The following is a 24,318-nucleotide window of genomic DNA, read 5'->3' as shown; positions in this document are numbered from 1 at the left end:
TGGGCGCCGAACTGGAGAGCCTTGTCCATGCCTCGTACCGTCCCGCGGATCGTCATGAAATTCGGCGGCACCTCGGTGGCCGATCTCGACCGGATTCGCGCGGTGGCCGAAAAAGTCCACAAGCAGGTCGCCGCGGGGTGCGAGGTCGCGGTGGTCGTCTCCGCCATGTCCGGCGTCACCAACCGCCTGGTCGGCTACTGCCAATCCCTGTCCCCGCTGCACGATGCGCGCGAATATGACGCGGTCGTCGCCACCGGCGAACAGGTCACCAGCGGCCTGCTGGCCATCGCGCTGCAGACGCTGGGCGTCGAGGCGCGCTCCTGGCACGGCTGGCAGGTCCCGCTACGCACCGACGGCGCGCACGGCAAGGCCCGGATCGCGTCGATCGACGGCGAATCCCTGGTCGCGCGCATGCAGGCCGGCCAGGTGCCGGTGATCGCCGGCTTCCAGGGCCTGGGCCCCGACGGCCGGGTCACCACCCTCGGCCGCGGCGGGTCGGACACCTCGGCCGTGGCGCTGGCCGCGGCGATCCAGGCCGACCGGTGCGACATCTACACCGATGTCGACGGAATCTACACCACCGACCCCCGCATTGTTGCGAGGGCGCGCAAGCTGGATAAGATCACGTACGAAGAGATGCTCGAACTGGCGTCGGTGGGCGCCAAGGTGCTGCAGACCCGCAGCGTCGAACTGGCGATGAAGGAACGCGTCCGGGTGCAGGTCCTGTCCAGCTTCGTCGACGGTCCCGCCCCGGCGGAAGGCAGCCTGCCCGGTTCATTAGTGGTTGATGAGGACGAAATCGTGGAAAAGGAACTGGTCGCCGGCATCGCCTACTCGCGCGACGAAGCCAAGCTGTCCGTCAGAAGCATCCCCGACCGTCCTGGCATCGCGGCGGCGATCTTCGGCCCGCTGACGGCGGCCAACGTGAACGTGGACATGATCGTGCAGAGCACGGGGGCCGACGGTCTGACCAACATGACCTTCACCACCGGCAAGACCGACCTGGCCCGCGCCATTCAGGCGCTCGAGGCCGCGAAGGGCGTGATCCAGTACGGCGAACTGGTCACCGACGACGACGTCGTGAAGATCAGCGTGGTCGGGGTCGGCATGCGCTCGCATGCCGGGGTCGCCAACACGATGTTCCGCACCCTGTCTGATCGCAACATCAACATCCAGGTCATCTCGACCAGCGAGATCAAGGTATCCGTCCTGATCGCATCGGAATATACCGAACTGGCGGTGCGCGCCCTGCACACCGCCTACGGTCTCGACGCGGCCTGACGATGATGGACGATTTTTCCCCGCCCCCCGAGGGCAACGAACAGGCCCACGACACGGCGGCGCATGACGCCGCGCATGACACCGCTCGTTCTGCTGCTCGTTCTGCCGCGCGCGCGCGGCTCGACCGCCTCTGGTCCGCCGGCACGGGCTTCCTCGGCAGCCGCTATGCCATCCTCGGCGGCGCCATGTCGTGGGTCAGCGAACGCAACCTGGTCTCGGCCATCTCCAATGCCGGCGGGTTCGGCGTGCTGGCCTGCGGCGCGATGGAACCCGACCGCCTGGCCGAGGAAATCGCCGCCACCCAGGCGATGACCAGCCGCCCCTTCGGCGTCAACCTGATCACCATGCATCCCAGGCTGGACGACCTGGTCCGCGTCTGCCTCGCGGCGAAGGTGACGCATGTCGTCCTGGCCGGCGGCATCCCCCCCGGTCCGGCGATCCGCGCGATCAAGGACGGCGGCGCGCGCGCCATCGCCTTCGCCCCGGCGCTGGTCCTGGCCAAGCGCCTGGTCCGCATGGGCGTGGACGCCCTGGTGATCGAGGGCGCCGAGGCCGGCGGCCATATCGGCCCGGTCTCGCTGACCGTCCTGGCGCAGGAGGTGCTGCCCTTCATCCGCTCGGTGCCGGTCTTCGTCGCGGGCGGCCTGGGCCGGGGCGAGGCCATCCTGTCCTATCTCGAACAGGGCGCGGCCGGCGCGCAGCTCGGCACCCGCTTCGCCGCCTCGGCCGAAAGCATCGCGCATGACCGCTTCAAGGCCGCCTTCGTCCGCGCCAACGCGCGCGACGCGGTCGCCTCCATCCAGCTCGACGAACGCTTCCCCGTCATCCCGGTCCGCGGCCTGACCAACGAGGGCACCCGCGCCTTCCTGCGCCACCAGGGCGAAACGGTCCGCCGCTTCCTCGACGGCGAATTCACGCGAGAGCAAGCCCAGCTCGAGATCGAGCATTTCTGGGCCGGCTCGCTGCGCCGCGCCGTCATCGACGGCGACGTGGAAAACGGCTCCGTCATGGCCGGACAATCGGTCGGCATGATCAGCGCGGTCCAGCCGGTCGCCGCCATCATCGCCGAACTGGTCGAACAGGCCGTCGACGCGCTGGTGCGGCGCGACAATCCGGCGGAGGAGATGTGAGCGAGGGCGCCGCCGCCTCATCCCCGGCCGGCGCGTCCCGCCCGGCCGAACCGCCCGGCGGCGTCGGCCCCACCCTGCGCGCCCGCCGCGAACAGCTCGGCTGGGCGCTGCCGGACGTCGCCACCTGGCTGCGCATCCGCCTGCCGACCCTCGAAGCGCTGGAGGAGGGCCGCGTCCAGGACCTGCCGGGCAATGTCTACGCGATCGGCTTCCTGCGCACCTACGCCCAGGCATTGGGCCTGGACGCCGAATCCCTGGCCGCCCGCTTCAAGTCCGAGACCAGGGGCAGCATCGACACCAAGCCCGAACTCTCCTTTCCCGAACCGGTGCCCGAACGCACCATGCCCGCCGGCGTCATGGCGCTGCTCGGCGGGGTGGTGATCGTCATCGCCTATATCGGCTGGTACCGCATGACGGACGTCCAGCCGCCGCCGCAGCCCGTCCCGTCCGTGTCATCGGCCATTCCCGGCCTGGTCCGCCAGGGGACGACCTCCCCGCAGGTCGCCTCCGTCCTGCCGCCGGAACGGCCCACCGCCCCGCCGCAGCCGCTGTCCAGCGCCGAGAAATCCGCGATCACCGCCGACGACATGCCCGCCGCGCCGGCCACGCCCGCCGCGCAGCCATCCCCGCCGCCCGCCTTGCCCACGCCCGTCCAGCCCGCACCCGCGATACCGGCCACGCCGGCGCCCGGCGCCACCGACGCAGCCACGCCCGCCCCGCCAACCGCCGCAACGCCCACTACAACGCCCACCACAATACCTGGCCCCGACCTCGCCGGACCGAGCCTCGCGCCGCCGCCCGTGCCCGGCCAGATCACGCTCACCGCCACGGCCCGCACCTGGGTCCGCCTGCGGCAGGCGGCCGGCCCTGTCCTCTACGAACATGTCCTCCAGCCGGGCGACAGTTGGTCGATCCCGCCGGACAAGGCGAACGTCCTGCTGACCGTCGGCAATGCCGGCGGCCTGGTCCTGACCATGGACGGAATCACCACGCCGCCGCTGGGCCGCCCCGGCGCGGTGCGGCACAATCTCGTCCTCTCGCCCGACGCCATCCGCAACGGCAGCATCGCCGCGCCCGCGCCGGCCGGCGACCCGACAGCCGGCGCGCCAACAGCCGCCACTGCCACCACCCCGCCGGCGACCATCCCGCATTAGCGACTACTCTGGCCAAACCCGCCGCTTTTTGGCAGGAAGCACCAAACGGGTATGCGGCCATCCGTCAGGCCGTCGGATAGAACCGTGTTATCAGCCTCATCCGGAGGGCAGACCATGAGCAGCTATCGTCCGTACCAATATATCGAACGCCGCAAGTCGCGGCAGATCCATGTCGGCAAGGTTCCGGTCGGCGGCGACGCGCCCATCTCGGTGCAGACCATGACCAACACCCTGACCACGGACGCGGCGGCGACCATCGCGCAGATCCGCCGCGCCGAACTGGCCGGCGTCGACATCGTCCGCGTCTCCTGCCCCGACGAGGAAAGCACCGCCGCCCTGGCCGAGATCGTGCGCGAGGTCAACGTGCCGATCGTCGCCGACATCCATTTCCACTACAAGCGGGCGATCGAGGCCGCCCAGGCCGGCGCCGCCTGCCTGCGCATCAATCCCGGCAATATCGGCAGCGCCGAACGCGTGCGTGAGGTCGTGAACGCCGCCAAAGACCATAATTGCTCGATCCGCATCGGCGTGAATGCCGGCTCGCTGGAACGGCACCTGCTGGAAAAATACGGCGAGCCCAACCCCGACGCGCTGGTCGAAAGCGCCCTCGAACACGCCAAAATCCTGCAGGATCACGATTTCCACGAATTCAAGATCAGCGTGAAGGCCTCCGACGTCTTCCTCGCCGTCGCCGCTTACCAGCAACTGGCCGAAATCTGCGACCACCCGCTGCATATCGGCATCACCGAGGCCGGGTCCAAGCGCGCCGGCACCGTCAAATCCTCGATCGGCCTGGGCAACCTGCTGTGGGCCGGCGTGGGCGACACGATGCGCGTCTCCCTCTCGGCCGAGCCCGAGGAAGAAGTGCTGGTCGGCTGGGACATCCTCAAATCGCTGGGCCTGCGCCATCGCGGGGTCAAGATCATCTCCTGCCCGTCCTGCGCGCGCCAGGGCTTCAACGTGATCCAGACCGTCCAGACGCTGGAAGAACGCCTGGCTCATATCCAGACTCCGCTGACCCTGTCGATCATCGGCTGCGTCGTCAACGGCCCCGGCGAGGCGCTGATGACCGATATCGGGCTGACCGGCGGCGGTTCGGGCCGCCACATGGTCTATTCCGCCGGCCGGCAGGACCACACCATTGCCGCCGACTCGATGATCGACCATATCGTCGACCTGGTCGAGCAGAAGGCCGAGCTGATCCGCGCCGAGGAAGAGGCCGCCAAGGCCGAGGCCGAATCCGCCCTGGCCCCGGCCCGATAGGGCCGAACCCGCTCGCCCTTCGCCGCATCCCGGTACCGCTCGCGGTCCCGGGCGCGGCGCCGTCCGCCCCGGCCATGCCAATTCGGGGGCACCCGAATTCAGGCCCAGATTCAGGAATCTCGTCTCCGTGAGCAGCTTGCAACCCGTCCGTGGCACCCATGACCTGATCGGCGAGGCCCAGCTTCGCCACGCCCATGTGGTCCAGACCGCGCGCCGGATCGCCGGGCTGTACGGGTTCGACGAATGGACGACCCCGATCTTCGAGGATACGCGCGTCTTCTCCCGCTCGCTGGGCGACACCTCCGACGTGGTGTCGAAGGAGATGTACACCTTCGAGGACCGCGGCGGCGAATCGCTCACCCTGCGGCCCGAGGGCACCGCCGCCATCTGCCGTGCCCTGGTCACCAACGGCCTGACCCAGTCCCTGCCGCAGAAAGTGTTCTATGCCGGCCCGATGTTCCGCTACGAACGGCCGCAGAAGGGGCGCTACCGCCAGTTCCACCAGGTCGGCGCGGAGCTGATCGGCGCCGCCGAACCCCTGGCGGACGCCGAGACGATCGCCATGGGCCGCGACATCCTCGCCGCCCTGGGCATCGCCGGCGACACGGTGCTGGAACTCAACACGCTGGGCGACGCCGAAAGCCGCGCCGCCTGGCGGGCCGCCCTCATCGCCTATTTCACCGACCTGCGCGACCAGTTGTCCGAGGACAGCCTGGCCCGGCTCGAACGCAACCCGCTGCGCATCCTCGACAGCAAGGCGCCGCAGGACCGCGCCCTGGTCGCCGACGCGCCGCGGATCGGCGCCTACCTGACCGAATCCGCCCGCGCCTTCTGGGACGGGCTGCGCTCCGCGCTGGACGTGCTGGGCGTGCCCTTCCGCGAGAATCCGGGCATCGTGCGCGGCCTCGATTATTACGGCCACACCGCCTTCGAATTCGTCACCGAGCGTCTCGGGGCCCAGGGCACCGTGCTGGCCGGCGGCCGCTATGACGGGCTGGTGGCCGAAATGGGCGGCCCGCGCACCCCGGCCATCGGCTGGGCGGGCGGCATCGAACGGCTCGCCATGCTGCTGGACGCCACCCCGGCGGCACCGCGCCCCGTCGCGGTGGTCCCGTTGGGCGAGGGCGCGTCGGCCACCGCGCTGCTGCTGCTGCAATCCCTGCGCGCCCGGGGCGTCCGGGCCGAAATCGCCTATCGCGGCAACGCCAAGCGGCGGATGGAACGCGCCAACCGCATCGGCGCCACCCATGCCATCCTGATCGGCGAGGACGAGGTCGCGCGCGGCGTGGCGCAGGTCAAGGCGCTCGATGACGGCACCCAGGCCGAACTCGCCCTGGACGCCGTCGCGCCCTACCTGGCCGGGCGGGACGGCTGACGGGAACGCGCGCCATGGAACTCGACGACAGGCTGGACCGGATCGCCGCCCGGTCCGAGGAACTGCAGGCCATGCTGTCCCAGGGCCTGGCCCAGGGCCTCGACGGCGAGGCCTTCAGCAAGGCCTCGCGCGAATATGCCGAACTCGAACCGATCGTCGCGCGCATCGGCGAACTGCGCCAGGCCGAACGCGAGGAACGCCAGTCCCAGGCCCTGCTGGCCGACCCCGACCTGCGCGAACTGGCCCAGGCCGAACTCGACGCCCTGCGCGCGCGCATCCCCGCGCTGCGCCAGGACATCCGCATCGCCATGCTCCCCAGGGATGAGGCCGACGAACGCAGCGCGATCCTCGAAATCCGGCCCGCCGCCGGCGGGGACGAGGCCGCCCTGTTCGCCGCCGAACTGTTCGACGCCTATCGCCGCTATGCCGCCCTGCGCGGCTGGCGGTTCGAGGTGATGGAATTCGACGAATCCGAATTGGGCGGCCTGCGCTCGGGCATCGCCAACATCACCGGGCGCGGCGTGTTCGCGCGGCTGAAATACGAATCGGGCGTGCACCGTGTCCAGCGCGTCCCCGCCACCGAAAGCCAGGGCCGCATCCACACCTCGACGATCACCGTCGCCGTCCTGCCCGAAGCCGACGAGGTGGACGTCCAGGTCAATGACGACGACCTGCGCATCGACGTCTTCCGCGCCTCGGGCGCCGGCGGCCAGCACGTCAACAAGACCGAGAGCGCAGTGCGCATCACCCACCTGCCCACCGGCCTGGTGGTCGCGATGCAGGAGGAAAAGAGCCAGCACAAGAACCGCGCCAAGGCGATGAAGATCCTGATGGCGCGGCTTTATGAGCGCGAGCGCGCCGCCGCCCACGCCTCCCGCGCCGCCGACCGCAAGTCGCAGGTCGGCACCGGCGACCGCTCCGAACGCATCCGCACCTACAATTTCCCCCAGGGCCGGGTAACCGACCACCGGATCAACCTCACGGCCTACAAGATCGACCGCGTCATGCAGGGCGAACTCGACGAATTCGTCGACGCGCTGATCCAGGACGACCAGGCCAGCCTGCTGGCCACCGAGGGAATATAGTGTCCGGCCCGAGAAATTCTCATGAGAATTTCTCGGATCAGCAGGCCACTAAGATATTGATTCTAGTGGCCTTTCGATTCCGAAATTCGCTTGCGAATTTCGGAATCAGGACACTGGAGCAGATCCTGATGAGGCGGAATCACGCTCCAGGCTACGAGGTCGGCGCGGCGCACAGGCCGGCGCGGCCCGGACGGCGCTCCACCACCGACGGGTCATCCGGATCGGCCAGATAGAATTCGGTAAAGTTCCGCGTGCCCAGCGCGTTCAGCACCTGCCCGTCGGGATGATGCAGCACCCCTTCGCCATTGACCTCGTGCGTCTCGGTATGCCCGTCGGGCATGCGTATGGTAATCTCGCCGCACAGGACATAGCTGTGGTTCAGCCGTCCCGCCGGGGTCTCGATCCGCACGATGCGCTGCGGGGTCCCGGCATCCAGCCGGATGGTGGCCGCCAGTTGGTCGTCGATATAGAAACGCGATATTTCCGAAATCTCGGTCGCCGCCCGTCCGTCGACCACGGTAAAGGACCCGGCCAGGGCCGGCTTCATCGGCGCCAGGATGGCGCAACCCGCCGTGACCGCGCCAAGAATCGCCCCCTGAACTGCAAGGATTCCCGATGACCCGCTCATACGATTCATGCAGGCAGCTTAGGACGGATCGCCCCTGACATGAAGATCAACGATCCGGCATCGCCCGCATCGCCTGAAGCACCCGCGACACCGGCCGAATCGTCCCAGTCGCTATCGTCTTTGGCGCTTCCCACGGTGCTGGCCGAAGCCACCACGCGGCTGGCCGGGGCAGGGATCGACACCCCCCGGCGCGAGGCCCGGCTGCTCATGGCCCATGTCCTGGGCACCGACCTGGCCGGCCTGCTGGCGCGGGGCGCGCTCGACGCCGCCGAGCATGCGGCCTTCGGCGCGGCGCTCGCCCGCCGCGTGGCGCATGAACCCATGGCCTACATCACCGGCCATGCCGGATTCTGGTCGCTGGACCTGGAAACCTCGCCCGCCACGCTGATCCCCCGCGCCGACAGCGAAACGCTGATCGAGGCCCTGCTGGCCCAGCGGCCGGACCGCGCCGCCGTGCGCACCATCCTGGATCTGGGCACCGGCACGGGCTGCCTGCTGCTCGCCGCCCTCGGCGAATATCCCGGCGCCTGGGGCGTCGGGGTGGACCTCGCCCCGGCGGCGGCGGCGCTCGCCGCGCGCAACGCCCGGCGCACCGGGCTCGCGGGGCGCTGCGCCATGCTCGCCGCCGACTGGGCCGCGCCGCTCCAGGGGCGCTTCGACGTCGTCTTCAGCAACCCGCCCTACATCCCCAGGGGCGACCTGGCCGGCCTGATGCGCGATGTCCGCGATCACGAACCCATGCGCGCGCTCGATGGCGGACCGGACGGACTCGATGCCTACCGCCATCTCACCTTCCTGCTGCCGTCGCTGCTGGCCCCCGGCGGAATTGCGATCTTCGAAGTCGGAATCGGCCAGGATCGCGATATGCCCGCCCTCGCGCGCGCAGCGGGCCTTGACATCGCCGCGATCCGCACCGATCTCGGGGGCATCCCACGCGCCGTCCTGATGCAACGCGCTACGGCCTGAGCCAAAAAAACCATTTGGCAGACGTAGGATGAGAGAATAAATTGACCAGGGAATGCAGGCAGGGGCCTTGACCCTCATGAAACTGCCGCATCCCGGATCCTGACCACATGACGACAGGTATGATCGCCATTGCGGGCAGGGTCGTGCATATCCCGCATAGCGGAATCGGGATCGTAAGCCGGGCGGCAGCCGGGCGCCAACTAGGACAATAGGGGACTGACGGTCCCGGCGGTCGCGGAACAGCGGCGATCGTTAACAGGAAAGTGCTGCGACACTTATGAATATGAAACGCATGCGGGGCCGGCACCATCGCTCTGGCGGCAGCAACGGCGGCGGCGGCAGTACGCGCCAGCATAACGGCCAGATCCCTCTCAACCGGAACCATGTCTTCGACAGTAACGGTCCGGATCTGCGCATCCGCGGCACCGCGCAGCAGCTATTCGAGAAATATCTTCAGCTCGGCCGCGACGCCAGCGGCTCCGGCGACCGCGTGATGGCCGAGGCTTATTTCCAGCACGCCGAACATTATTTCCGCATTCTTAACGCCATGACCCAGGCGGCGCAGCAATCGCAGCAGGAACGCCAGGAGCGTCAGGACCGCCAGCCCCGCCACCGCGCCAACGCGGTCGAAACCGATGAAGGCGATCCGGCTGACCCCGCCGCCACGGACGACCCGCCGGTCGACAAGGACAAACCCGACATCCAGTTCGCCCCAGCGGAGATCTGACCCCACGAGATCTGACCCCGCGAGATCTGACCCCACGAGATCTGATCCCAAGACCCGATCCGGCGCGGCGGCGGGGGCCGCGCGGGCTCACGGCGGATCGGCCAGCACGGTCCTGATCGCCCCGGTCAGCTTCGCCAGCTCGCCGGGCGTGATGGTAAAGGACGGCGTCAGATAGACGATGGTCCGGAACGGCCTGACCCAGACGCCCTGCTCGACCAGCCGGGCCTTCAGCCGGTTCATGTCGCCGATCCGTTCCAGCTCCACCACGCCGATCGCGCCCATGACGCGCACGTCGCGCACGCCAGGCAGGTGGCGGCACGGCTCCAGCTCCGCGCGCATCTGCGCGCCGATCGCCGCGACCTGTTCCAGCCGGGGCTCGCCGGCAAACAGGTCCAGCGACGCATTGGCACAGGCGCAGGCCAGCGGATTGGCCATGAAGGTCGGCCCATGCATCAGCGCATGCAACGGATCATCCGACAGGAAGGCCGCGAAGACATGCCGCCGCGCCACGGTGGCGGCCAGCGGCACCGTGCCGCCCGACAGCGCCTTGGACAAGGTGATGATGTCGGGGACGATCCCGGCCTGCTCGCAGGCGAACAGGCTGCCGGTCCGCCCGAACCCGGTAAAGACCTCGTCCAGGATCAGCAGTACCCCATGCCGGTCCGCCAGGTCGCGCAGGAAACGCAGGCTCGCCGCGTCATGGAACAGCATGCCGCCGGCCCCCTGCACCAGCGGCTCGACCAGAATCGCCGCCACCTGTCCCGCCTCGCGCGCCATCAGCCGCTCCAGCGCGTCGCGCGACGCGTCGTCCCGCGGCAGGTCGGCAATGAAATGTTCGGGCAGCACGCCGGCGAACAGGCTGTGCATCCCTTCCTCGGGGTCGCATACCGCCATGGTCGCCAGCGTGTCGCCATGATACCCGCCGCGAAACGCCACCAGCCGGCTCCGCCCGCGCACGCCGCGATTCAGCCAGTACTGCACCGCCATCTTGATCGCGACCTCGACCGCGACCGACCCCGAATCGGTAAAGAACACCCGCTCCAGGTCGCCCGGCAGCAGGTCGGACAGCCGCCGCGCCAGGCGCAGCGCCGGCTCGTGCACCAGCCCGCCGAACATCACGTGCGGCATGCGCGCCAACTGCGCCATCGCCGCCTGGCGGATATGCGGATGGTTATAGCCGTGGCAGGCCGTCCACCACGACGCGATGCCGTCGACCAGTTCCCGCCCATCGGCCAGCCGGATGCGGCACCCCTCGGTCGCCACCGTCGGCAGCGGCGGCGATACGGTGCGCATCTGGGTATAAGGCAGCCAGATATGGGGCAGCCCGGCCCCCAGCCAGTCCGGTCCGCTCATCGTCACTCTCCCCGGACCCAGGTCCGCAATTGACCGGCCCCCGGCGGTCCGGCAGAAAACGTCGCTTCATGGCAGACACCGCTTCATGACCCGTTTCGATCCCTATTTCCAGTCGGCGCTCGATGCCTTGTCCCGGCAGCATCTCCGGCGCGACCTGGCGCCGCTCGCCCATCACGGCCCGGCCATCGTCCGGCGCGACGGCGCGGAATTGCTGAATTTCTCCTCCAACGACTATCTCGGCCTGTCCCGCCATCCCATCTTGCGGGAGCGCGCCATCGACTGGACCCGCCGTTTCGGCACCGGCAGCGGCGCCTCGCGCCTGGTCACCGGCACCACCGACCAGCATCGCCTGGTCGAGGAAAAGCTCGCCCGCTTCAAGGGGACCGAGGCCGCGCTCCTCTTCGCCTCGGGCTGGCAGGCCAACGCCGCCGTGCTGCCGTCGCTGTTCCGCCTGTCGCGCGAACAGGCGGGCGCCCCCGCGCTGGTCTTCACCGACCGCCTCAACCATGCCAGCATGCACCATGGCTGCCAGGCCGCCGGCGTCCGGCAGATCCGCTTCGCCCATAACGATCTCGACCATCTCGATCAGCTTCTGACCCAGCGCCGGGGTCAGGCCGGCCTGCGCTTCATCGTCACCGAAAGCGTCTTCAGCATGGATGGCGACCGCGCCGACATCGCCGGCCTGCGCGCCCTGGCCGACCGCCACGACGCCTTCCTCTATCTCGACGAAGCCCACGCCACCGGCGTGCTGGGGCCGCAGGGCAGGGGCCTGTCCGCCCAAAGTGCGAGTATCCCGAGCGCGAGTATCCAGAGCGGCCCCCACCCATCCGGCGGGGCCGATCTCGCCATGGGCACGTTCAGCAAGGCGATGGGCAGCTTCGGGGCCTATGTCGCGGGCTCGCGCGCCCTGTGCGACTGGCTGGTCAGCACCTGCTCCGGCTTCATCTACACCACCGCGCTGCCGCCCGGCCTGCTGGGCGCGATCGACGCGGCACTCGACCTGGTGCCCACCATGGACGCGGCCCGCGCCCATTTGTCCGCGATCTCCGACCGGGTCCGCGCCGGCATCGCCGCCCTGGGCTGGGACACCGGCGCCTCGACCACCCAGATCGTCCCGGTCATCGTCGGCCCCGCCGACCGCACGCTGCAACTCGCCCGCACCCTCACCGACCACGGCATCCTCGGCAGCGCCATCCGCCCGCCGACCGTCCCCGCCGGCACCGCCCGCATCCGCCTCGCCCTCAGCGCGGCGCATGATGATTCGATGATCGACCGCCTGCTGCGGGCGCTCGCGGCGGGAACCGGGCCGGCATGACGACGCCGGTTCCCGCCCCCTCCGAACGCCCCGGCCTGCTGCTGGTCCATGGCTGGGGATTCACCCCGGATTTCTGGAACCCGGTCCTGGACCGGCTGGACCATCCGGATCCCGTCACGCTCGATTTCGGCTTCTTCGGGCCGGACTCGCTCGCCGCGCGCCCAACCCGCCCCTTCGTCGCGGTCGGCCATTCGCTCGGCACGCTCTGGCTGCTGCTGCACCGCTCGCAGGCCCGCATCGGCCCCCGGGCCGCCCCCGGCGCCGGTCCCTGCGTGGGAATAGTGTTGCTCAACGGCTTCGCCCGGTTCGGCGCCGCCCCCGACTATCCGGCGGGCGTCGCCCCCCGCATCATCGACCGCATGGCGCACGGACTGGACAGCAACCCCGACGACGTCGTCGCCACGTTCCGCGCCCGCGCCGGCATCACCACCCCGGCACCCGCCCCGGCCCGGGCCGACCGGCTGGCCCACGCCCTGCGCCTGCTGCGCGACGCCGACGCCCGGACGACTCTCCCGCCGGACGGAATGGCGACCCTGCGCATCCTCGCCGGCCGGCAGGACCCGATCGTCCCGCCCGACATGACCACCGCCAGCTTCCCCGCCCCGCTTCCCGTCGATTGGGTCGAGGATGGCGGCCACCTCCTGCCGCTGACCCATCCGGCACGCTGCGCCGCCCTCATCGCGGACCTGCTGGCCGCGATACCGCCGGCTCGGGGCGCCGATCCCGCGAAAGATCACCCATGACGGCACGCAAGCACCAGCTCGCCGCCCGCTTCGGCGCGGCCACCGAATATGACGGCGCGGCACGCATCCAGCACCTGGTCGCCGCCCGCCTGGCCGAACGCATCGCCGCCGGCGCCCCCCCGCCGGCCCGCATCCTCGAACTCGGCTGCGGCACCGGCTTTCTCGGCGCCCATCTGCGCCGCCTGTTCCCCGACGCGGACCTCACCGTCACCGACCTGGCGCCCGAAATGGTCGCCCGCGCCCGCCAAAGGCTGGGCGAGGACGGCAAGACCCGGTTCCTGACCCTGGACGCCGAAGACCCGGCCGCCGCCGGCAGCGGCTATGATCTGATCTGCTCCAGCCTGTCCATGCAGTGGTTCGCCGACCGCGCGACTACCCTGGCACGGCTGGCCGCCCTGCTGGCGCCCGGCGGCATGATGGGGTTTTCCACCCTCTGCGCCGGCAGCTTCGCCGAATGGCGCGCCGTGCACCAGGCCGCCGGCGTACCCTGCGCCACCCCGGCCTATCCCGATACCGCCACCCTGCAGGCGGACTGGCCCTGGCCGGGGCAGGGCAGGTGGCAGACCGAAACCGTCATCGACCGGCCGGCGTCACCGCTGGCTTTCCTGCGCGAACTGCGCCAGATCGGCGCCTCCCTGCCACAGGACGGCGCCCGGCCGCTGGGTGCCGGCACCATGCGCCGCCTGCTGGCCGCGCTGGATGCCCGAGGCGCTTCCCAGGGCGCGCCTGTCATGACATATCGGATCGGCTACGGCATGTTCCGCGCGCCGCCGCAAAAGGGGGTGTTCGTCACCGGCACCGATACCGGGGTCGGCAAGACCCTGGTCTCGGCCTGCCTCGTCCGCGCCTGGGGCGCCCGCTACTGGAAGCCCCTGCAGACCGGCATCGCCGAAGAGACCGCCGACGCCGACACGCTCGCGGCGCTCGGCGCCTGCGCGCCCGCCGCCATCCATCCCGCCTTCGCCACGCTGGCCGCCCCGCTCTCGCCCCTCGACGCGGCCGAACTGGCCGGCACGCCGCTCGACGTCTCCGGCATCGCCTTGCCTCCGCCCGCCGATCCCCGCCCCCTGGTGGTCGAAGGGGCAGGGGGCGTCATGGTCCCCGTCACGGCGGACTGCATGATGATCGACCTGATCGCCCGCTTCGCCCTGCCGGTCATCCTGGTCGCGCGCAGCGGGCTCGGCACGATCAACCACACGCTGCTGACCTTGCAGGCCCTGCGCGAACGCGGCATCGCCGTGGCCGGAATCGTGCTCAACGGCCCGCCCTCCGCCGCCGCCCGCCGGGCGGTCACCCAATTCGGCCACACCCGCATCCTGGCCGAATTCCCCCATCTGGACCGGATCGGCCCGGAGCAGGTCGAAACCCTGGCCCGCACGCTGCCCGATTTCGCGACGATCTGGCGCACGCGGGACTAAAAGGAGGGCCGAAGGGACGGACCATCAGCCCCGTCCCGCTCCGGCACGCGCCAAAAATTATCCAGAAATTATTCAGAAATTATACCGCAGGTCGCAGCCGACCCAGCGCGGCGTCTGCAGATACTGCACCCGGCTATTGTCGCTGCCGGTGAAGGAATAGGTGTCGCCATGCTTGTCCAGCATGTTGTCGACATAGAGTGCGGCGGTCCACTTGCCGCTCTTCGGCCCCACTTCCATGCGCATGCCGAACGAACCGATCTTGCTGGTCTTTCCGTTCGGATCGCCCAGCGCGACCAGCATATTGTCCTTCCACGTATAGCTCGCCTGCACCGTCACGCGATAACGCGGTCCGGCATCGATCCCGTAGCGCGCCACCGCATCCCACGAGAATCGCGGCGCGAACGGGATGGCCGAATGCGCCGTGACGTTCGACAGCAGCGGCAGCCCGCCGATATTGGTGACCGGCGTGATCGCCTGAGCATCCAGATAGGCGAACGACCCGCGCAAATCCAAATTCGGGACCAGTTCATGCAGCGTGCCCGACATCTCGCCGCCGCGCGAGCGGGCGCGCGGGATCGGCCCCAGGCTCAGCGAGGTAATCCCCCGCGGCATCTCGGCCACGAACAGGGTCTGGCGATTATGATATTCATAATCGAACAGCGCCCCTTCAAGCTGCACCCTGTTGCGCAGCAGGCTGGTCTTGGCGCCGATCTCATAGGCGGTCAAATTCTCCGGCCGCACGTAATCCAGCGCCTGCGGCGCGGTCACGGGGGCGGCGAAATACGCGCCGGCCTTATAGCCGTTGGAAATCGTGCCATAGACGAGCGTCCCCGGCATGATCGTATAGCGCAGGCCCACCCGGCCGGTCAGGCGCCCATAATCATGCGCCGTGTTCAGGTACGACAGGTGCGAACCCGCAACCCCCGTGACGGCGCCGGAATCGTCGATCGTGCCCCCGTCGAACCCGCGGCTGTCATAGGACACGCGCCCGGCCGCGATGAAATCCAACCCCTTGACGATAGTGGTGACGGTGTTGGCGTACAGCCCCGCCGATATGTTCTGCTGCACGAACCGGTCCGTCAGGTTCGCGTTCGGCGCCCCCAGCAGGAAGGAGCGATAGCTCGTATAGGCGCCGTCGATCCTGTCCCAGGACTCGTACGTCCCCACCGTCACGGTCAGGCGCCGCGCCAGGCGCATGCGCAGATGCATGTCGTGCGACTGCACGATCGCGGTGTCGTTCCAGCGATAATCGCCGACATGGACGGATTCGCCATCATAATTGTCGTAATCGTCGCGCCGGTAGAAATCGATCCCGGTGGCCGAGGTAAAGGTGCCGAAATCGAACGCGCGCGTATAGTTGACGCCGATCCCCCCGCCATTCTCGTCGCGCGACGCCGCATTGTCGCCGACATTGACCGCATTGGCCCTGGCATTCGGCCCCACGCCGATCGTGCGGTCGGGCAGGCCGTTGACCGCGTCGCCATCCACGTCCTGCGGCGACACCGGGGTTCCCCTGTCGCGGATATAATGGATGTTCAGCATCAGCGACGACCGGTCGTCGATGACGAACTGGGTCAGGTTGCGCAGCCCCAGCAAATCCTGCGCGCCGTACAGCCGGCCGGTATGGATATCGTGCTGCCAGCCATCCCCGTTGATATAGCTGAAGGCGAAACGGTTATAGATATTGTCCGCAACCGGCACGTTGACGGCGCCGCGCGCGGTATTGGTGCCATAGCTGCCATAGCCCCAGTCCAGATACCCGCCGAAATGATCGGTCGGCTTGATGGATTCCACATTGATGCTGCCGCCGGTCGTGCTGCGGCCATATTCGAACCCCTGCGGCCCCTTCTCGACGCTGACGGTCTGCACGTCGAACATCTGGCCGTTATAGAATACCGGATAGGGCGCGAAGACCCCGTCGAGATAGATCCCGATCCCGCCCATATTGGTGCCGATATAATCGTCCAGCCCGATGCCCCGGATCGAGAAGATCGGCGTGCTGCCCGACGTCGCGTTCACCGCCGTGACCCCGGGCACGAAGGCCGCGATCTCCTTGGGGCTGACGATATGCAGTTCCTGCAATTCGCGGCCGCTGATGGTGTCGACCGTATTGGCCATCGTATGAAACCGCGCCGTCCGCGCGCTGGTGACCGTAATCGCCTCCAATGTCGGCCGCCGCACCGCACGGCCCACCGCCCGGCCCACCGCAAGGCCAGGCCGTGCGGGGTGCCCCAAGGCTGGGGCGGCATGCAGGGCGGAAGGCGGGCCGGAATGCAGGACGGGCGCCTGCGCCCCGGCCGGCGCCGCATGCGCGGCCATCGAACTGACCCCAGCCAGCAGCACCGCGCTGAACAGCACGCGCCGTCCCCGTCGCGGCAGGCAGGAAGGGCACTGAAAACCGGCAGGATGTCGCATAAGGCTCTCGTTCGATGAGGATGGCGTTGTTCTCATCCAAGAACGAAATCCGCCCGCCGTTCGATCGGAAGCTTTCAAAGCTTACTTTGACGATCCGCAACAAATCCCGCGCCGGCCCGAAGCGACGGCTCCGGGGCGGCACCGGGCATCACTACTGAATCCCCGGTCCGCACGCGGCGAGGCTCGCACAAACTGGCCGGTCTGGGCAGCATACCGCTGACCACAGAACACGCGCGCTTAGGCGTCACAGGGGCCGACGCAGTTTTATCTCGTCAGAAACCGGTATTCCGTATGCACCAGTAAGCGGAATGCTTGCTTTGATCAGCCGGGCCTTTCCAATGGCGCCACATCTCACCTCAGTTATCTGAAATCCCCTCGTCTGATAGAACCGCAGGCCATCGAGGTTGTCGTTCGTCGTCGAAACAATGATCGCTTTCGACCCGAGTTCTCTGAAAGAGTCACACAAATGCGTCACGAGAGCGGTCCCGACACCCTTCTGAGCCACTATGGCGTCGAGAGACAGGATCTCCACTTCGTCGTCCACGACCCTGTATGTAAGAAGACCCTCGTTGTTTCCCGCGATCAAGGCGGGCACTTTCATTAGATCAACGCGTACATCTGACACGACCATTGTCGCGTCGCCCCATCGACTCTCGAGAAACGGGCGGATCCAGACAGTATCGGCTTCAACGGCTTCTCTAATTGCAATTGTTTGGCCGTACATTCTTTTCTCCATATCGCCCCCAACTATTCTCTATTATATCATATCACCAAATCCACATTGCTGGCCGAACCGAAGAAATTCATACCGGATCTGCGCCTTCTGACGACACATCCGCGCGGCGATCAGCGTGCGATAATCGGCAAGCATCGGGCCAGGCGCGCGGCCCAGCCGGGCGACATAATGTCCATAAGCGGCCTTCACGACCGCCTCCACATTCGCCAGGTCGTCAGGTCGTGCCAGCCGGATATGGGGCGTCATGTCCCGACGCTACGATGCCGCACCGGACGCGGCAATCTCCCGACCGGATACGACGATGACGCGGGGCAGGGGCCATGACGGCCCCCATCGACGCCCGGACCCGCCGCCCTTGCCGGGACATGGCGACGTGCTCATGTCATGGATGGCACGACAGATGGCACGGGGAGCATGATGCATGGACAAGGACGGTTCCGATGCGGATCGCGCCTATGGCGGCACCCCGGAACGGCGGATCGCGCTTCTGATCGGGCAACTCCCCGAATGGATGCGGCCCGCCATCCACCGGCTGCGCCAGCCGGCGGCACGCTGGGTGCGAATCCCGGTCGGCGTTCTCCTGATCCTCGGCGGCTTCCTGTCTCTGCTGCCGGTCTTCGGGCTGTGGATGCTGCCGCTGGGGCTGTTGCTGCTGGCCGACGACCTGCCGCCCATGCGGCGCGTCAGGGATCGGCTCCTCTGCTGGATCGAAATGCGTCACCCACGCTGGATGGGCCTTGCAACGCCGCCGTCTCGCGACTGAACGCCAGGACACCTCCGGCTGACCGCCCGGATCGAACCCTTCCCGCCGTCAGACATTCCCACCATCCAGGAACAGCGACACCCCGGCAAGAGGCTCGCCATGCCCATCGACCGCCGCACGCTGCTGAAGCTCGCCGCCCTCGGCCCGGCAATCGGCGCCGCGCCGCGCATGGCGGGCGCCCGGGATGCAACGGAAGAAATGGCGCGGCAGAAGCCCGATTACACGCTGCGGATCGCCCCCGGACTGGTCGAACTCGCGCCCGACCACATCGTCTCGACCACGCTCTATAACGGCCAGTTCCCCGGACCGCTGCTGCGGCTCAAACAGGGCAGGCGGGTCGTGGTCGACATCGTCAACGACACCGACACGCCCGAACTCGTCCATTGGCATGGCCAGTTCGTACCCAGCGACATCGACGGCGCGGCCGAGGAAGGCACCCCCTTCATCCCGCCGCACGCCATGCGCCGCATCGCCTATGTGCCGCAGCCCGCGGGCTTGCGTTTCTACCATACCCATATCGTGCCCGGCGCCGATCTCAGCCGCGGCACCTATACCGGCCTCGCCGGACCGGTCTATATCGAACCGGCGGCGGATCCCGGCGCCTACGACCGAGAAATCTTCCTGGTGCTGAAGGAATTCCTGCCCTCCTTCAGCCGCGGCGGCGACATGGCGGTCGACGCGCTCGCCGGCGCGCCGCTCGCCGCATTGCAGCGGATCGGCCGGCAGGCCGACAGGCAGTTCAACGGGCCCAAGGGCTACGAGGTCGGCTACGCGCTTTTCGCCGTCAATGGCCGGATGCTGGGTCATGGCGATCCGATCCGCGTCCGGCAGGGCGAGCGCGTGCTGTTCCACGTCCTGAACGCCAGCGCCGGCGAAATCCGCAGCCTCGCCTTGCCCGGCCATAATTTCCGGGTGGTGGCGCTCGACGGCAACCCGGTGCCGTCGCCGCGCGACGTCCCCGTGCTCTGGCTGGGCGCGGCCGAACGGGTTTCGGCCATCGTCGACATGACCCACCCCGGCATCTGGATCATGGGCGACCTGGCCGACGACGACCGGCAGCGCGGCATGGGCATCGTGGTCGAATATGCCGGCATGACGGGCAGCCCGCAATGGACGCGGCCGCAGCCGTTCCGTTGGGACTATGCACGCTTCGGCAGGCCCGATGCGATGCTGCCTCCGCCGGACGAGACGATCGAAATCCTGATCGTCAAGCAGAACGGCGCCCTGAACGGCTTCAACCGCTGGACGCTCAACGGCCGCGCCTTCTCGATGGATACCAGACAGCCCGCCTACACCCTGCACCGGGGCCGGCGCTACCGGTGCACGTTCCGCAATGCCAGCGACGACATCCATCCGCTGCACCTGCACCGCCACAGTTTCGAACTGACCCATATCGGCGGAAAACCCACCGCCGGACTCATCAAGGACGTGGTGATGCTCGGCGGCTTCCAGGAACTGTCCTTCGACTTCACGGCCGACAACCCCGGACCGACCCTGTTCCATTGCCACCAGCAACTGCACATGGATTTCGGATTCATGGCTCTGTTCAATTATGCGTAGAATTATTATCCGGTCCGCCGACTGATCCGCGCGCTCCTGACCGGGCGTCTGCTAAACCAGACTTGTCCTCTTCAATCATCGAAACCTGACGGTCGCGAGATGATCGATCAAGGCCCGTACGGCCGGGGTCAAACCATGCCGGGTCGTGAAGACAAGATGCACGATGCCATGAAGGCCGCGCCATTCCGGAAGCACGCGAACAAGTTCGCCTTGGTCAAGCGCCTGGCGGCAAAGGTGATCCGGGAGGAGCGCCACACCTAGCCCGGCAACAGCCGCCTGCCGCACGGCGGCAAAATCGGCACAGCCCAACCGGGGCTCATGACGCGCGATATGGGATCGCCCCCCATCGGTCTGCAGGTACCATTCGCAGATCGCATCCTCATCGGACGTGGAGAGCGTCGGCACCGAGGAAAGATCGTCGATGTCCTGCAACCGTCCGGCCAACCCTGGCGCGGCGACGAGAATACGCGTGGAATTGCCCAGCGCGCGCATCGTCAGGGCTGCATCGCCAACCAGCGCCGTGCGTATCCTCAGGGCGACATCGACGCGCTCCGCAATCAGATCGACCGCGCGATCGACCGCGACAAGCTGAAGCCGCACCTTCGGATAGCGGGCCAGGAAACCCGATACGGCGTCCGAGATCTCCTCGATCATTCCAGTCGGACAACTGAAGCGGATGCGACCCTGCGGTTCGCTCTTGGCCTGTGCCACAAGAGACTCCGCCTGTTCCATTTCCGTCATGATAAGTCTGCAGCGCTCGTAAAAGGCCTGGCCGATCTCGGTCACGCGGAAACGCCTGCTCGTCCGTTCGATCAGCCGCAGCCCGAGGCGCGCTTCCAGGGCCGCGACGCGTCGGCTGAGCTTCGATTTGGGCTCCCGCAACGTTCGGCCGGCAGCCGCGAAGCCGCCATGGCGGACGATTTCCGCGAAATAGAAGAAGTCGTTCAGGTCGGATTTCATGCATCGTTCCTCCTAGTGAACGCTGCGTGCCACAAACGACGACTTATCGCATCATCGTTCCAGGATCATGTTCGTCTCACCGACGCACGAGCGTCGAAGACAAGGAGACAGGACAATGACAAACAGGCTCGAAAACAAGGTCGTGGTGGTCACCGGAGGGACGAGCGGCATCGGTCTCGCGACCGCGAAGGCGTTCGCCGACGACGGCGCCTTCGTCTTCATCACCGGCCGGCGCCAGGAGACGCTCGATGCCGCTGTCCGCAGCATCGGCGGCCGGGTAACGGGCGTGCGGGGCGATATGGGTCGCCTCGAGGATATCGACCGTCTCTATGAGGCCGTGCGGCAGAAGCACGACCAGATCGACGTCCTCTTCGCCAATGCCGGTGGCGGCGAATTCGCACCACTCGGCGCAATCACCGAGGCGCATTATCAATCGACCTTCGACGGCAACGTCAAAGGCGTCCTGTTCACGGTCCAGAAGGCCCTTCCGCTGCTGCGCGACGGCGCGTCGATCGTCCTCAACGCATCGAACGTCAGCGCGGCCGGGACACCCTCATTCAGCGTCTATTCCGCAAGCAAGGCCGCCGTGCGCAGCTTCGCACGCAACTGGATGCTCGACCTCAAGGATCGCCACATCCGGGTCAATGCGATCAGCCCCGGCGTCACCGAGACCGCGGGCCTCGATCATCTGTTCGGCGGCGGCGCGCAGGCTGAAGGAACCAAAAACTACCTAGCGGGCCTGATTCCCGCCGGACGCATCGCGCAGCCCGAGGAAATCGCGCGCGCGGTGCTTTTCCTCGCCTCGGACGACGCAAGCTTCGTCAATGGCATCGAACTGTTTGTCGACGGCGGCCAGAAGCAGATCTGAACCATAGCGCCCACCGCCCCGTCGCTGAATGGCCAGCACGACGTCATGACGTTTCGTTCGGCCGGCGCAGTTGCCGAGGGGATAGCATTGCCGACATCGCCCATTTCGGATGGCTTGGGCGACATCAGGTGTAGATGTCTGCGCTTGATCTGACGGACTGCATGCCGCTGCTCGTGTTGGACGCCATGCGTCCAACACGCTGCAAGCATAACCCCCGGCCCGCAGGGGCTGCCAAATCTCCCGCGCAATATTGCTCAGTACTGACGCAGCAGCCCCACCAGCCTGCCCTGGATGCGCACCCGATCCGACGGCACGATGCGCGTCTCATAGCGCGCATTGGCCGGCTCCAGCGCGATCGCGCCGCCCTTCCGCCGCAGCCGCTTCAAGGTCACTTCCTGGTCGTCGATCAGCGCCACGACGATCTGCCCGTTCTCGGCGAACTCCCCCTCGCGGATAATCACCGTATCCCCGTCCAGGATTCCGGCTTCGATCATCGAATCGCCCGTGACTTCCAGCGCGTAATGCGCGCCATGCCCCAGCAGGTTCAGCGGCACCGCGATCTGCGACCCGGTCTCGCGCAGCGCCTCGATGGCCTGGCCGGCGGCGATCCGGCCATAGAAGGGCAGGTTGATCGACCCCGCTTCCGTCGCCACGGGCGCCCCGGCCAGCCGCCCGGCGAAATCGCCCCGGATCACATTGGGCACGAACGGATCGGCAGCCGGCGCCCGTGCCGCCTCCGTCTCCCGAACGGGGCCGGGGGCAGGGGCAGGGGCAGGGGAGGAAACAGCTTCCTCCGCCATCTGCGCCCCCATGGCCCTCCCGTCGGCCGTAACGACCTCCGGCAGGCGCAGCACCTCCAGCGCCCGGGCACGATGATGGCGCCGCCGCAGGAAATCGCGCTCCTCCAGCGCCGAGATCAGCCGGTGAATGCCCGATTTCGACCGCAGGTTCAGCGCATCCTTCATCTCATCGAACGACGGCGAAAAACCGGTCTGCTTCAGATGCCTGTCGATGAACAGCAGCAGCTCATGTTGCTTGCGTGTCAGCATTGGCACCCCCGTGACCGAATTGAGCGACTTATTGGACGCGTGGTTGGCCGATCCGTTACCAGGGCAGGGAACAAACAGGAAACCTATTGATGTTGTTCTATATTGGTTCCCACCCGTCCGTCAACAGCACCGGCCCGCCCCGGCCCCCGGATCACACGAAAAAGACCGCGCCGAGGCCGTTTTACAAGCCGTGCTAGCAAGCCAGAGCGGCCGGCAGAAAACGCGCGTCTCAGATCGACAGGCTGTCCAGCCGCAGCACCTGGCACGGCGCACCCGTGCGCGCCGCCGGCGCATGCGGCGGCCGCAGGATCAGCGCCTGGCTGTCGGCCAGGGTCCGCAGCATCGCCGAATCCTGGCGGGAAAACGCGGTCGCGACCAGCGCCCCGCCGGCATCGCGGCGCAGCGTGGCGCGCAGATGGTCCGCCCTCTGGTCGTTCTCCGGCAGGTCGCCCCCCAGCACCGCCTGTTCCGGCATCACCAGCCGGTCGCTCCGTCCGCTCAGGGCCCGAATCGCCGGCAGGGCGAAGACAATGCCGCAGACCAGCGCCGCGACCGGATTGCCCGGCAGCCCCAGCACCGGCACCGTGCCGATGCGTCCGAACATCAGCGGCTTGCCCGGCCGCATCGCGATCTTCCAGAAATCGACCGCCAGCCCGATCCGCTCCAACCCGCGCTGCACCAGGTCATAGCGTCCCACGCTGGCGCCGCCGGCGGTCAGCAGCATGTCGGCCCGTGCGATCCCCTGGCCCAGCCGGGCAATCTCGGCCTCGTCATCCCGCGCGTCGGGCAGAATCACCGGCACCCCGCCGCTGGCCCGCACCAGGGCGGCCAGCATCGGGGCGTTCGAATTGGCAATCCCGCCCGGCGGGATCGGATTGCCGGGCAAGGCGATCTCGTCGCCGGTCGACAGGATCGCGACGACCGGCCGCCGATGCACCGGCACCCAGGCATGATTCGCCGCCGCGATCAGCCCGACTTCCCGCGCCAGGATCGCACGGCCCTGTCCGACCACGACCTGGCCACGGGCGAAATCCTGCCCCTGCCGCCGGATATGCTGCCCGGCGCGCACATCCGCCGTCACGCCGATCCGCCCACCCCCAGCGTCATCCTGCGCTCCACCCTGGGCAATCGTGTTTTCCTGGATCAGCACCGAATCGGCCCCGGCCGGCATCACGCTGCCGGTATACAGCCGCACGCAGCCCCCCTCGGGCACGGCGCCGGCAAAGGGATGGCCGGCCGGGCTTTCCCCCACCAGATTCAGCACAGCACCCGCACGGGCATCCTCCGCCCGCACCGCATATCCGTCCATCGCCGATATGTCGGCGGGCGGATTGTCCAGCCGGGCCGCGATCTCCCCCGCCGTCACCCGCCCCCATGAATCGGCCAGCGCGACCAGTTCCGGCCCGGTCGGCGACAGGTCCGCCAGAATCCGCTCCTGCGCCTCGGATACGCTCAGCATGGCTCCCGTTCTCCCTCCGCCGCGCGCCGCACACCCTGAATCTGCGCGATTCGTGCGACTAATGCTTGAC

At 68.0% G+C, this 24,318-nt stretch carries 22 protein-coding genes; 14 read left to right on the top strand and 8 right to left on the bottom strand.

The window, feature by feature from the left end; translation table 11 throughout:
• Positions 1 to 27: 27 nt before the first annotated feature.
• From AAC691_RS02845 to prfA, 6 genes are all read left to right on the top strand, one after another.
• Positions 28 to 1,281 carry an aspartate kinase gene (locus tag AAC691_RS02845; RefSeq protein WP_342628878.1) on the top strand — a complete coding sequence of 418 codons (1,254 nt, stop codon included), beginning with the start codon at positions 28 to 30 and terminating at the stop codon, positions 1,279 to 1,281.
• A 2-nt stretch (positions 1,282 to 1,283) separates the two neighbouring features.
• Positions 1,284 to 2,411: a nitronate monooxygenase gene (locus AAC691_RS02840; protein WP_342628877.1), complete on the top strand. Its 1,128-nt coding sequence runs from the start codon at positions 1,284 to 1,286 to the stop codon at positions 2,409 to 2,411.
• Positions 2,408 to 3,565: a RodZ domain-containing protein gene (locus tag AAC691_RS02835; protein ID WP_342628876.1), complete on the top strand. Its 1,158-nt coding sequence runs from the start codon at positions 2,408 to 2,410 to the stop codon at positions 3,563 to 3,565. Before AAC691_RS02840 ends, AAC691_RS02835 begins: the two co-directional genes overlap by 4 nt.
• Positions 3,566 to 3,679: 114 nt before the next feature.
• Positions 3,680 to 4,828: a flavodoxin-dependent (E)-4-hydroxy-3-methylbut-2-enyl-diphosphate synthase gene (gene ispG, locus AAC691_RS02830; RefSeq protein ID WP_323991101.1), complete on the top strand. Its 1,149-nt coding sequence runs from the start codon at positions 3,680 to 3,682 to the stop codon at positions 4,826 to 4,828.
• A gap of 127 nt (positions 4,829 to 4,955) precedes the next feature.
• A complete protein-coding gene (hisS, locus tag AAC691_RS02825; protein ID WP_342628875.1) occupies positions 4,956 to 6,203 on the top strand; it encodes a histidine--tRNA ligase in 1,248 nt (415 codons plus the stop codon).
• Between the two features lie 14 nt (positions 6,204 to 6,217).
• The gene (gene prfA, locus AAC691_RS02820; protein WP_342628874.1) at positions 6,218 to 7,288 is read left to right on the top strand and encodes a peptide chain release factor 1; all 1,071 of its coding nucleotides are present in this window, start codon (positions 6,218 to 6,220) and stop codon (positions 7,286 to 7,288) included.
• A 151-nt stretch (positions 7,289 to 7,439) separates the two neighbouring features.
• Here the strand turns inward: prfA and AAC691_RS02815 are convergent, their stop codons facing one another.
• Positions 7,440 to 7,916 carry a hypothetical protein gene (locus tag AAC691_RS02815; RefSeq protein WP_374729374.1) on the bottom strand — a complete coding sequence of 159 codons (477 nt, stop codon included), beginning with the start codon at positions 7,914 to 7,916 and terminating at the stop codon, positions 7,440 to 7,442.
• 39 nt (positions 7,917 to 7,955) lie between these two features.
• Between AAC691_RS02815 and prmC the strand changes: the two genes are divergently transcribed.
• Both prmC and AAC691_RS02805 read left to right on the top strand, forming a co-directional pair.
• The gene (prmC, locus tag AAC691_RS02810; protein ID WP_342628873.1) at positions 7,956 to 8,882 is read left to right on the top strand and encodes a peptide chain release factor N(5)-glutamine methyltransferase; all 927 of its coding nucleotides are present in this window, start codon (positions 7,956 to 7,958) and stop codon (positions 8,880 to 8,882) included.
• A gap of 277 nt (positions 8,883 to 9,159) precedes the next feature.
• The gene (locus AAC691_RS02805) at positions 9,160 to 9,609 is read left to right on the top strand and encodes a DUF4167 domain-containing protein (RefSeq protein ID WP_342628872.1); all 450 of its coding nucleotides are present in this window, start codon (positions 9,160 to 9,162) and stop codon (positions 9,607 to 9,609) included.
• An 87-nt stretch (positions 9,610 to 9,696) separates the two neighbouring features.
• Here the strand turns inward: AAC691_RS02805 and AAC691_RS02800 are convergent, their stop codons facing one another.
• A complete protein-coding gene (locus tag AAC691_RS02800; RefSeq protein WP_342628871.1) occupies positions 9,697 to 10,962 on the bottom strand; it encodes an adenosylmethionine--8-amino-7-oxononanoate transaminase in 1,266 nt (421 codons plus the stop codon).
• A gap of 85 nt (positions 10,963 to 11,047) precedes the next feature.
• On the opposite strand from AAC691_RS02800, the gene AAC691_RS02795 reads away from it, so the two are divergent.
• The 3 genes from AAC691_RS02795 to bioD are packed head-to-tail and all read left to right on the top strand — an operon-like array spanning position 11,048 to position 14,438.
• A complete protein-coding gene (locus AAC691_RS02795; protein ID WP_342628870.1) occupies positions 11,048 to 12,277 on the top strand; it encodes an 8-amino-7-oxononanoate synthase in 1,230 nt (409 codons plus the stop codon).
• Positions 12,274 to 13,020 carry an alpha/beta fold hydrolase gene (locus tag AAC691_RS02790; protein WP_342628869.1) on the top strand — a complete coding sequence of 249 codons (747 nt, stop codon included), beginning with the start codon at positions 12,274 to 12,276 and terminating at the stop codon, positions 13,018 to 13,020. The genes AAC691_RS02795 and AAC691_RS02790 overlap by 4 nt, the downstream gene beginning before the upstream one ends.
• The gene (bioD, locus tag AAC691_RS02785; protein ID WP_342628868.1) at positions 13,017 to 14,438 is read left to right on the top strand and encodes a dethiobiotin synthase; all 1,422 of its coding nucleotides are present in this window, start codon (positions 13,017 to 13,019) and stop codon (positions 14,436 to 14,438) included. The genes AAC691_RS02790 and bioD overlap by 4 nt, the downstream gene beginning before the upstream one ends.
• A 72-nt stretch (positions 14,439 to 14,510) precedes the next feature.
• Here the strand turns inward: bioD and AAC691_RS02780 are convergent, their stop codons facing one another.
• The 3 genes from AAC691_RS02780 to AAC691_RS02770 all read right to left on the bottom strand — a co-directional run bounded on the left by AAC691_RS02780 (position 14,511) and on the right by AAC691_RS02770 (position 17,835).
• The gene (locus AAC691_RS02780) at positions 14,511 to 16,853 is read right to left on the bottom strand and encodes a TonB-dependent receptor (protein ID WP_408906049.1); all 2,343 of its coding nucleotides are present in this window, start codon (positions 16,851 to 16,853) and stop codon (positions 14,511 to 14,513) included.
• Between the two features lie 244 nt (positions 16,854 to 17,097).
• Positions 17,098 to 17,577, bottom strand: coding sequence for a GNAT family N-acetyltransferase (locus tag AAC691_RS02775; RefSeq protein ID WP_342628867.1), 480 nt, complete (start codon positions 17,575 to 17,577; stop codon positions 17,098 to 17,100).
• Between the two features lie 33 nt (positions 17,578 to 17,610).
• Positions 17,611 to 17,835 (bottom strand): hypothetical protein, encoded by a 225-nt coding sequence (locus tag AAC691_RS02770; protein ID WP_342628866.1) that lies wholly within the window; start codon positions 17,833 to 17,835, stop codon positions 17,611 to 17,613.
• A gap of 175 nt (positions 17,836 to 18,010) precedes the next feature.
• Here AAC691_RS02770 and AAC691_RS02765 point away from each other — a divergent pair, with 175 nt between their 5' ends.
• Together AAC691_RS02765 and AAC691_RS02760 are read left to right on the top strand one after the other, a co-directional pair.
• Positions 18,011 to 18,352 (top strand): hypothetical protein, encoded by a 342-nt coding sequence (locus tag AAC691_RS02765; RefSeq protein ID WP_176639638.1) that lies wholly within the window; start codon positions 18,011 to 18,013, stop codon positions 18,350 to 18,352.
• 99 nt (positions 18,353 to 18,451) lie between these two features.
• Positions 18,452 to 19,912, top strand: coding sequence for a multicopper oxidase domain-containing protein (locus tag AAC691_RS02760; protein WP_342628865.1), 1,461 nt, complete (start codon positions 18,452 to 18,454; stop codon positions 19,910 to 19,912).
• 75 nt (positions 19,913 to 19,987) lie between these two features.
• Here the strand turns inward: AAC691_RS02760 and AAC691_RS02755 are convergent, their stop codons facing one another.
• Complete coding sequence (locus tag AAC691_RS02755) at positions 19,988 to 20,872, bottom strand: LysR family transcriptional regulator (RefSeq protein ID WP_342628864.1); 885 nt, start codon at positions 20,870 to 20,872, stop codon at positions 19,988 to 19,990.
• Positions 20,873 to 20,987: 115 nt separating this feature from the next.
• Between AAC691_RS02755 and AAC691_RS02750 the strand changes: the two genes are divergently transcribed.
• Positions 20,988 to 21,740 (top strand): SDR family oxidoreductase, encoded by a 753-nt coding sequence (locus AAC691_RS02750; protein WP_342628863.1) that lies wholly within the window; start codon positions 20,988 to 20,990, stop codon positions 21,738 to 21,740.
• A gap of 254 nt (positions 21,741 to 21,994) precedes the next feature.
• On the opposite strand, the gene lexA is transcribed toward AAC691_RS02750, so the two are convergent.
• Positions 21,995 to 22,789, bottom strand: a complete 795-nt coding sequence (lexA, locus tag AAC691_RS02745; RefSeq protein ID WP_342628862.1) for a transcriptional repressor LexA — start codon at positions 22,787 to 22,789, stop codon at positions 21,995 to 21,997.
• Positions 22,790 to 23,018: 229 nt separating this feature from the next.
• Entirely contained in the window at positions 23,019 to 24,248 is a 1,230-nt protein-coding gene (gene glp / locus AAC691_RS02740) for a gephyrin-like molybdotransferase Glp (RefSeq protein ID WP_342628861.1), read from the bottom strand.
• Positions 24,249 to 24,318: the final 70 nt, after the last annotated feature.

The sequence above is a fragment of the Nguyenibacter vanlangensis genome (genome assembly GCF_038719015.1).
GTDB lineage: Bacteria > Pseudomonadota > Alphaproteobacteria > Acetobacterales > Acetobacteraceae > Gluconacetobacter > Gluconacetobacter vanlangensis.
Note: the sequence above shows the minus strand (reverse complement) of the source record. Positions and strands in the feature narration are given on the sequence as shown.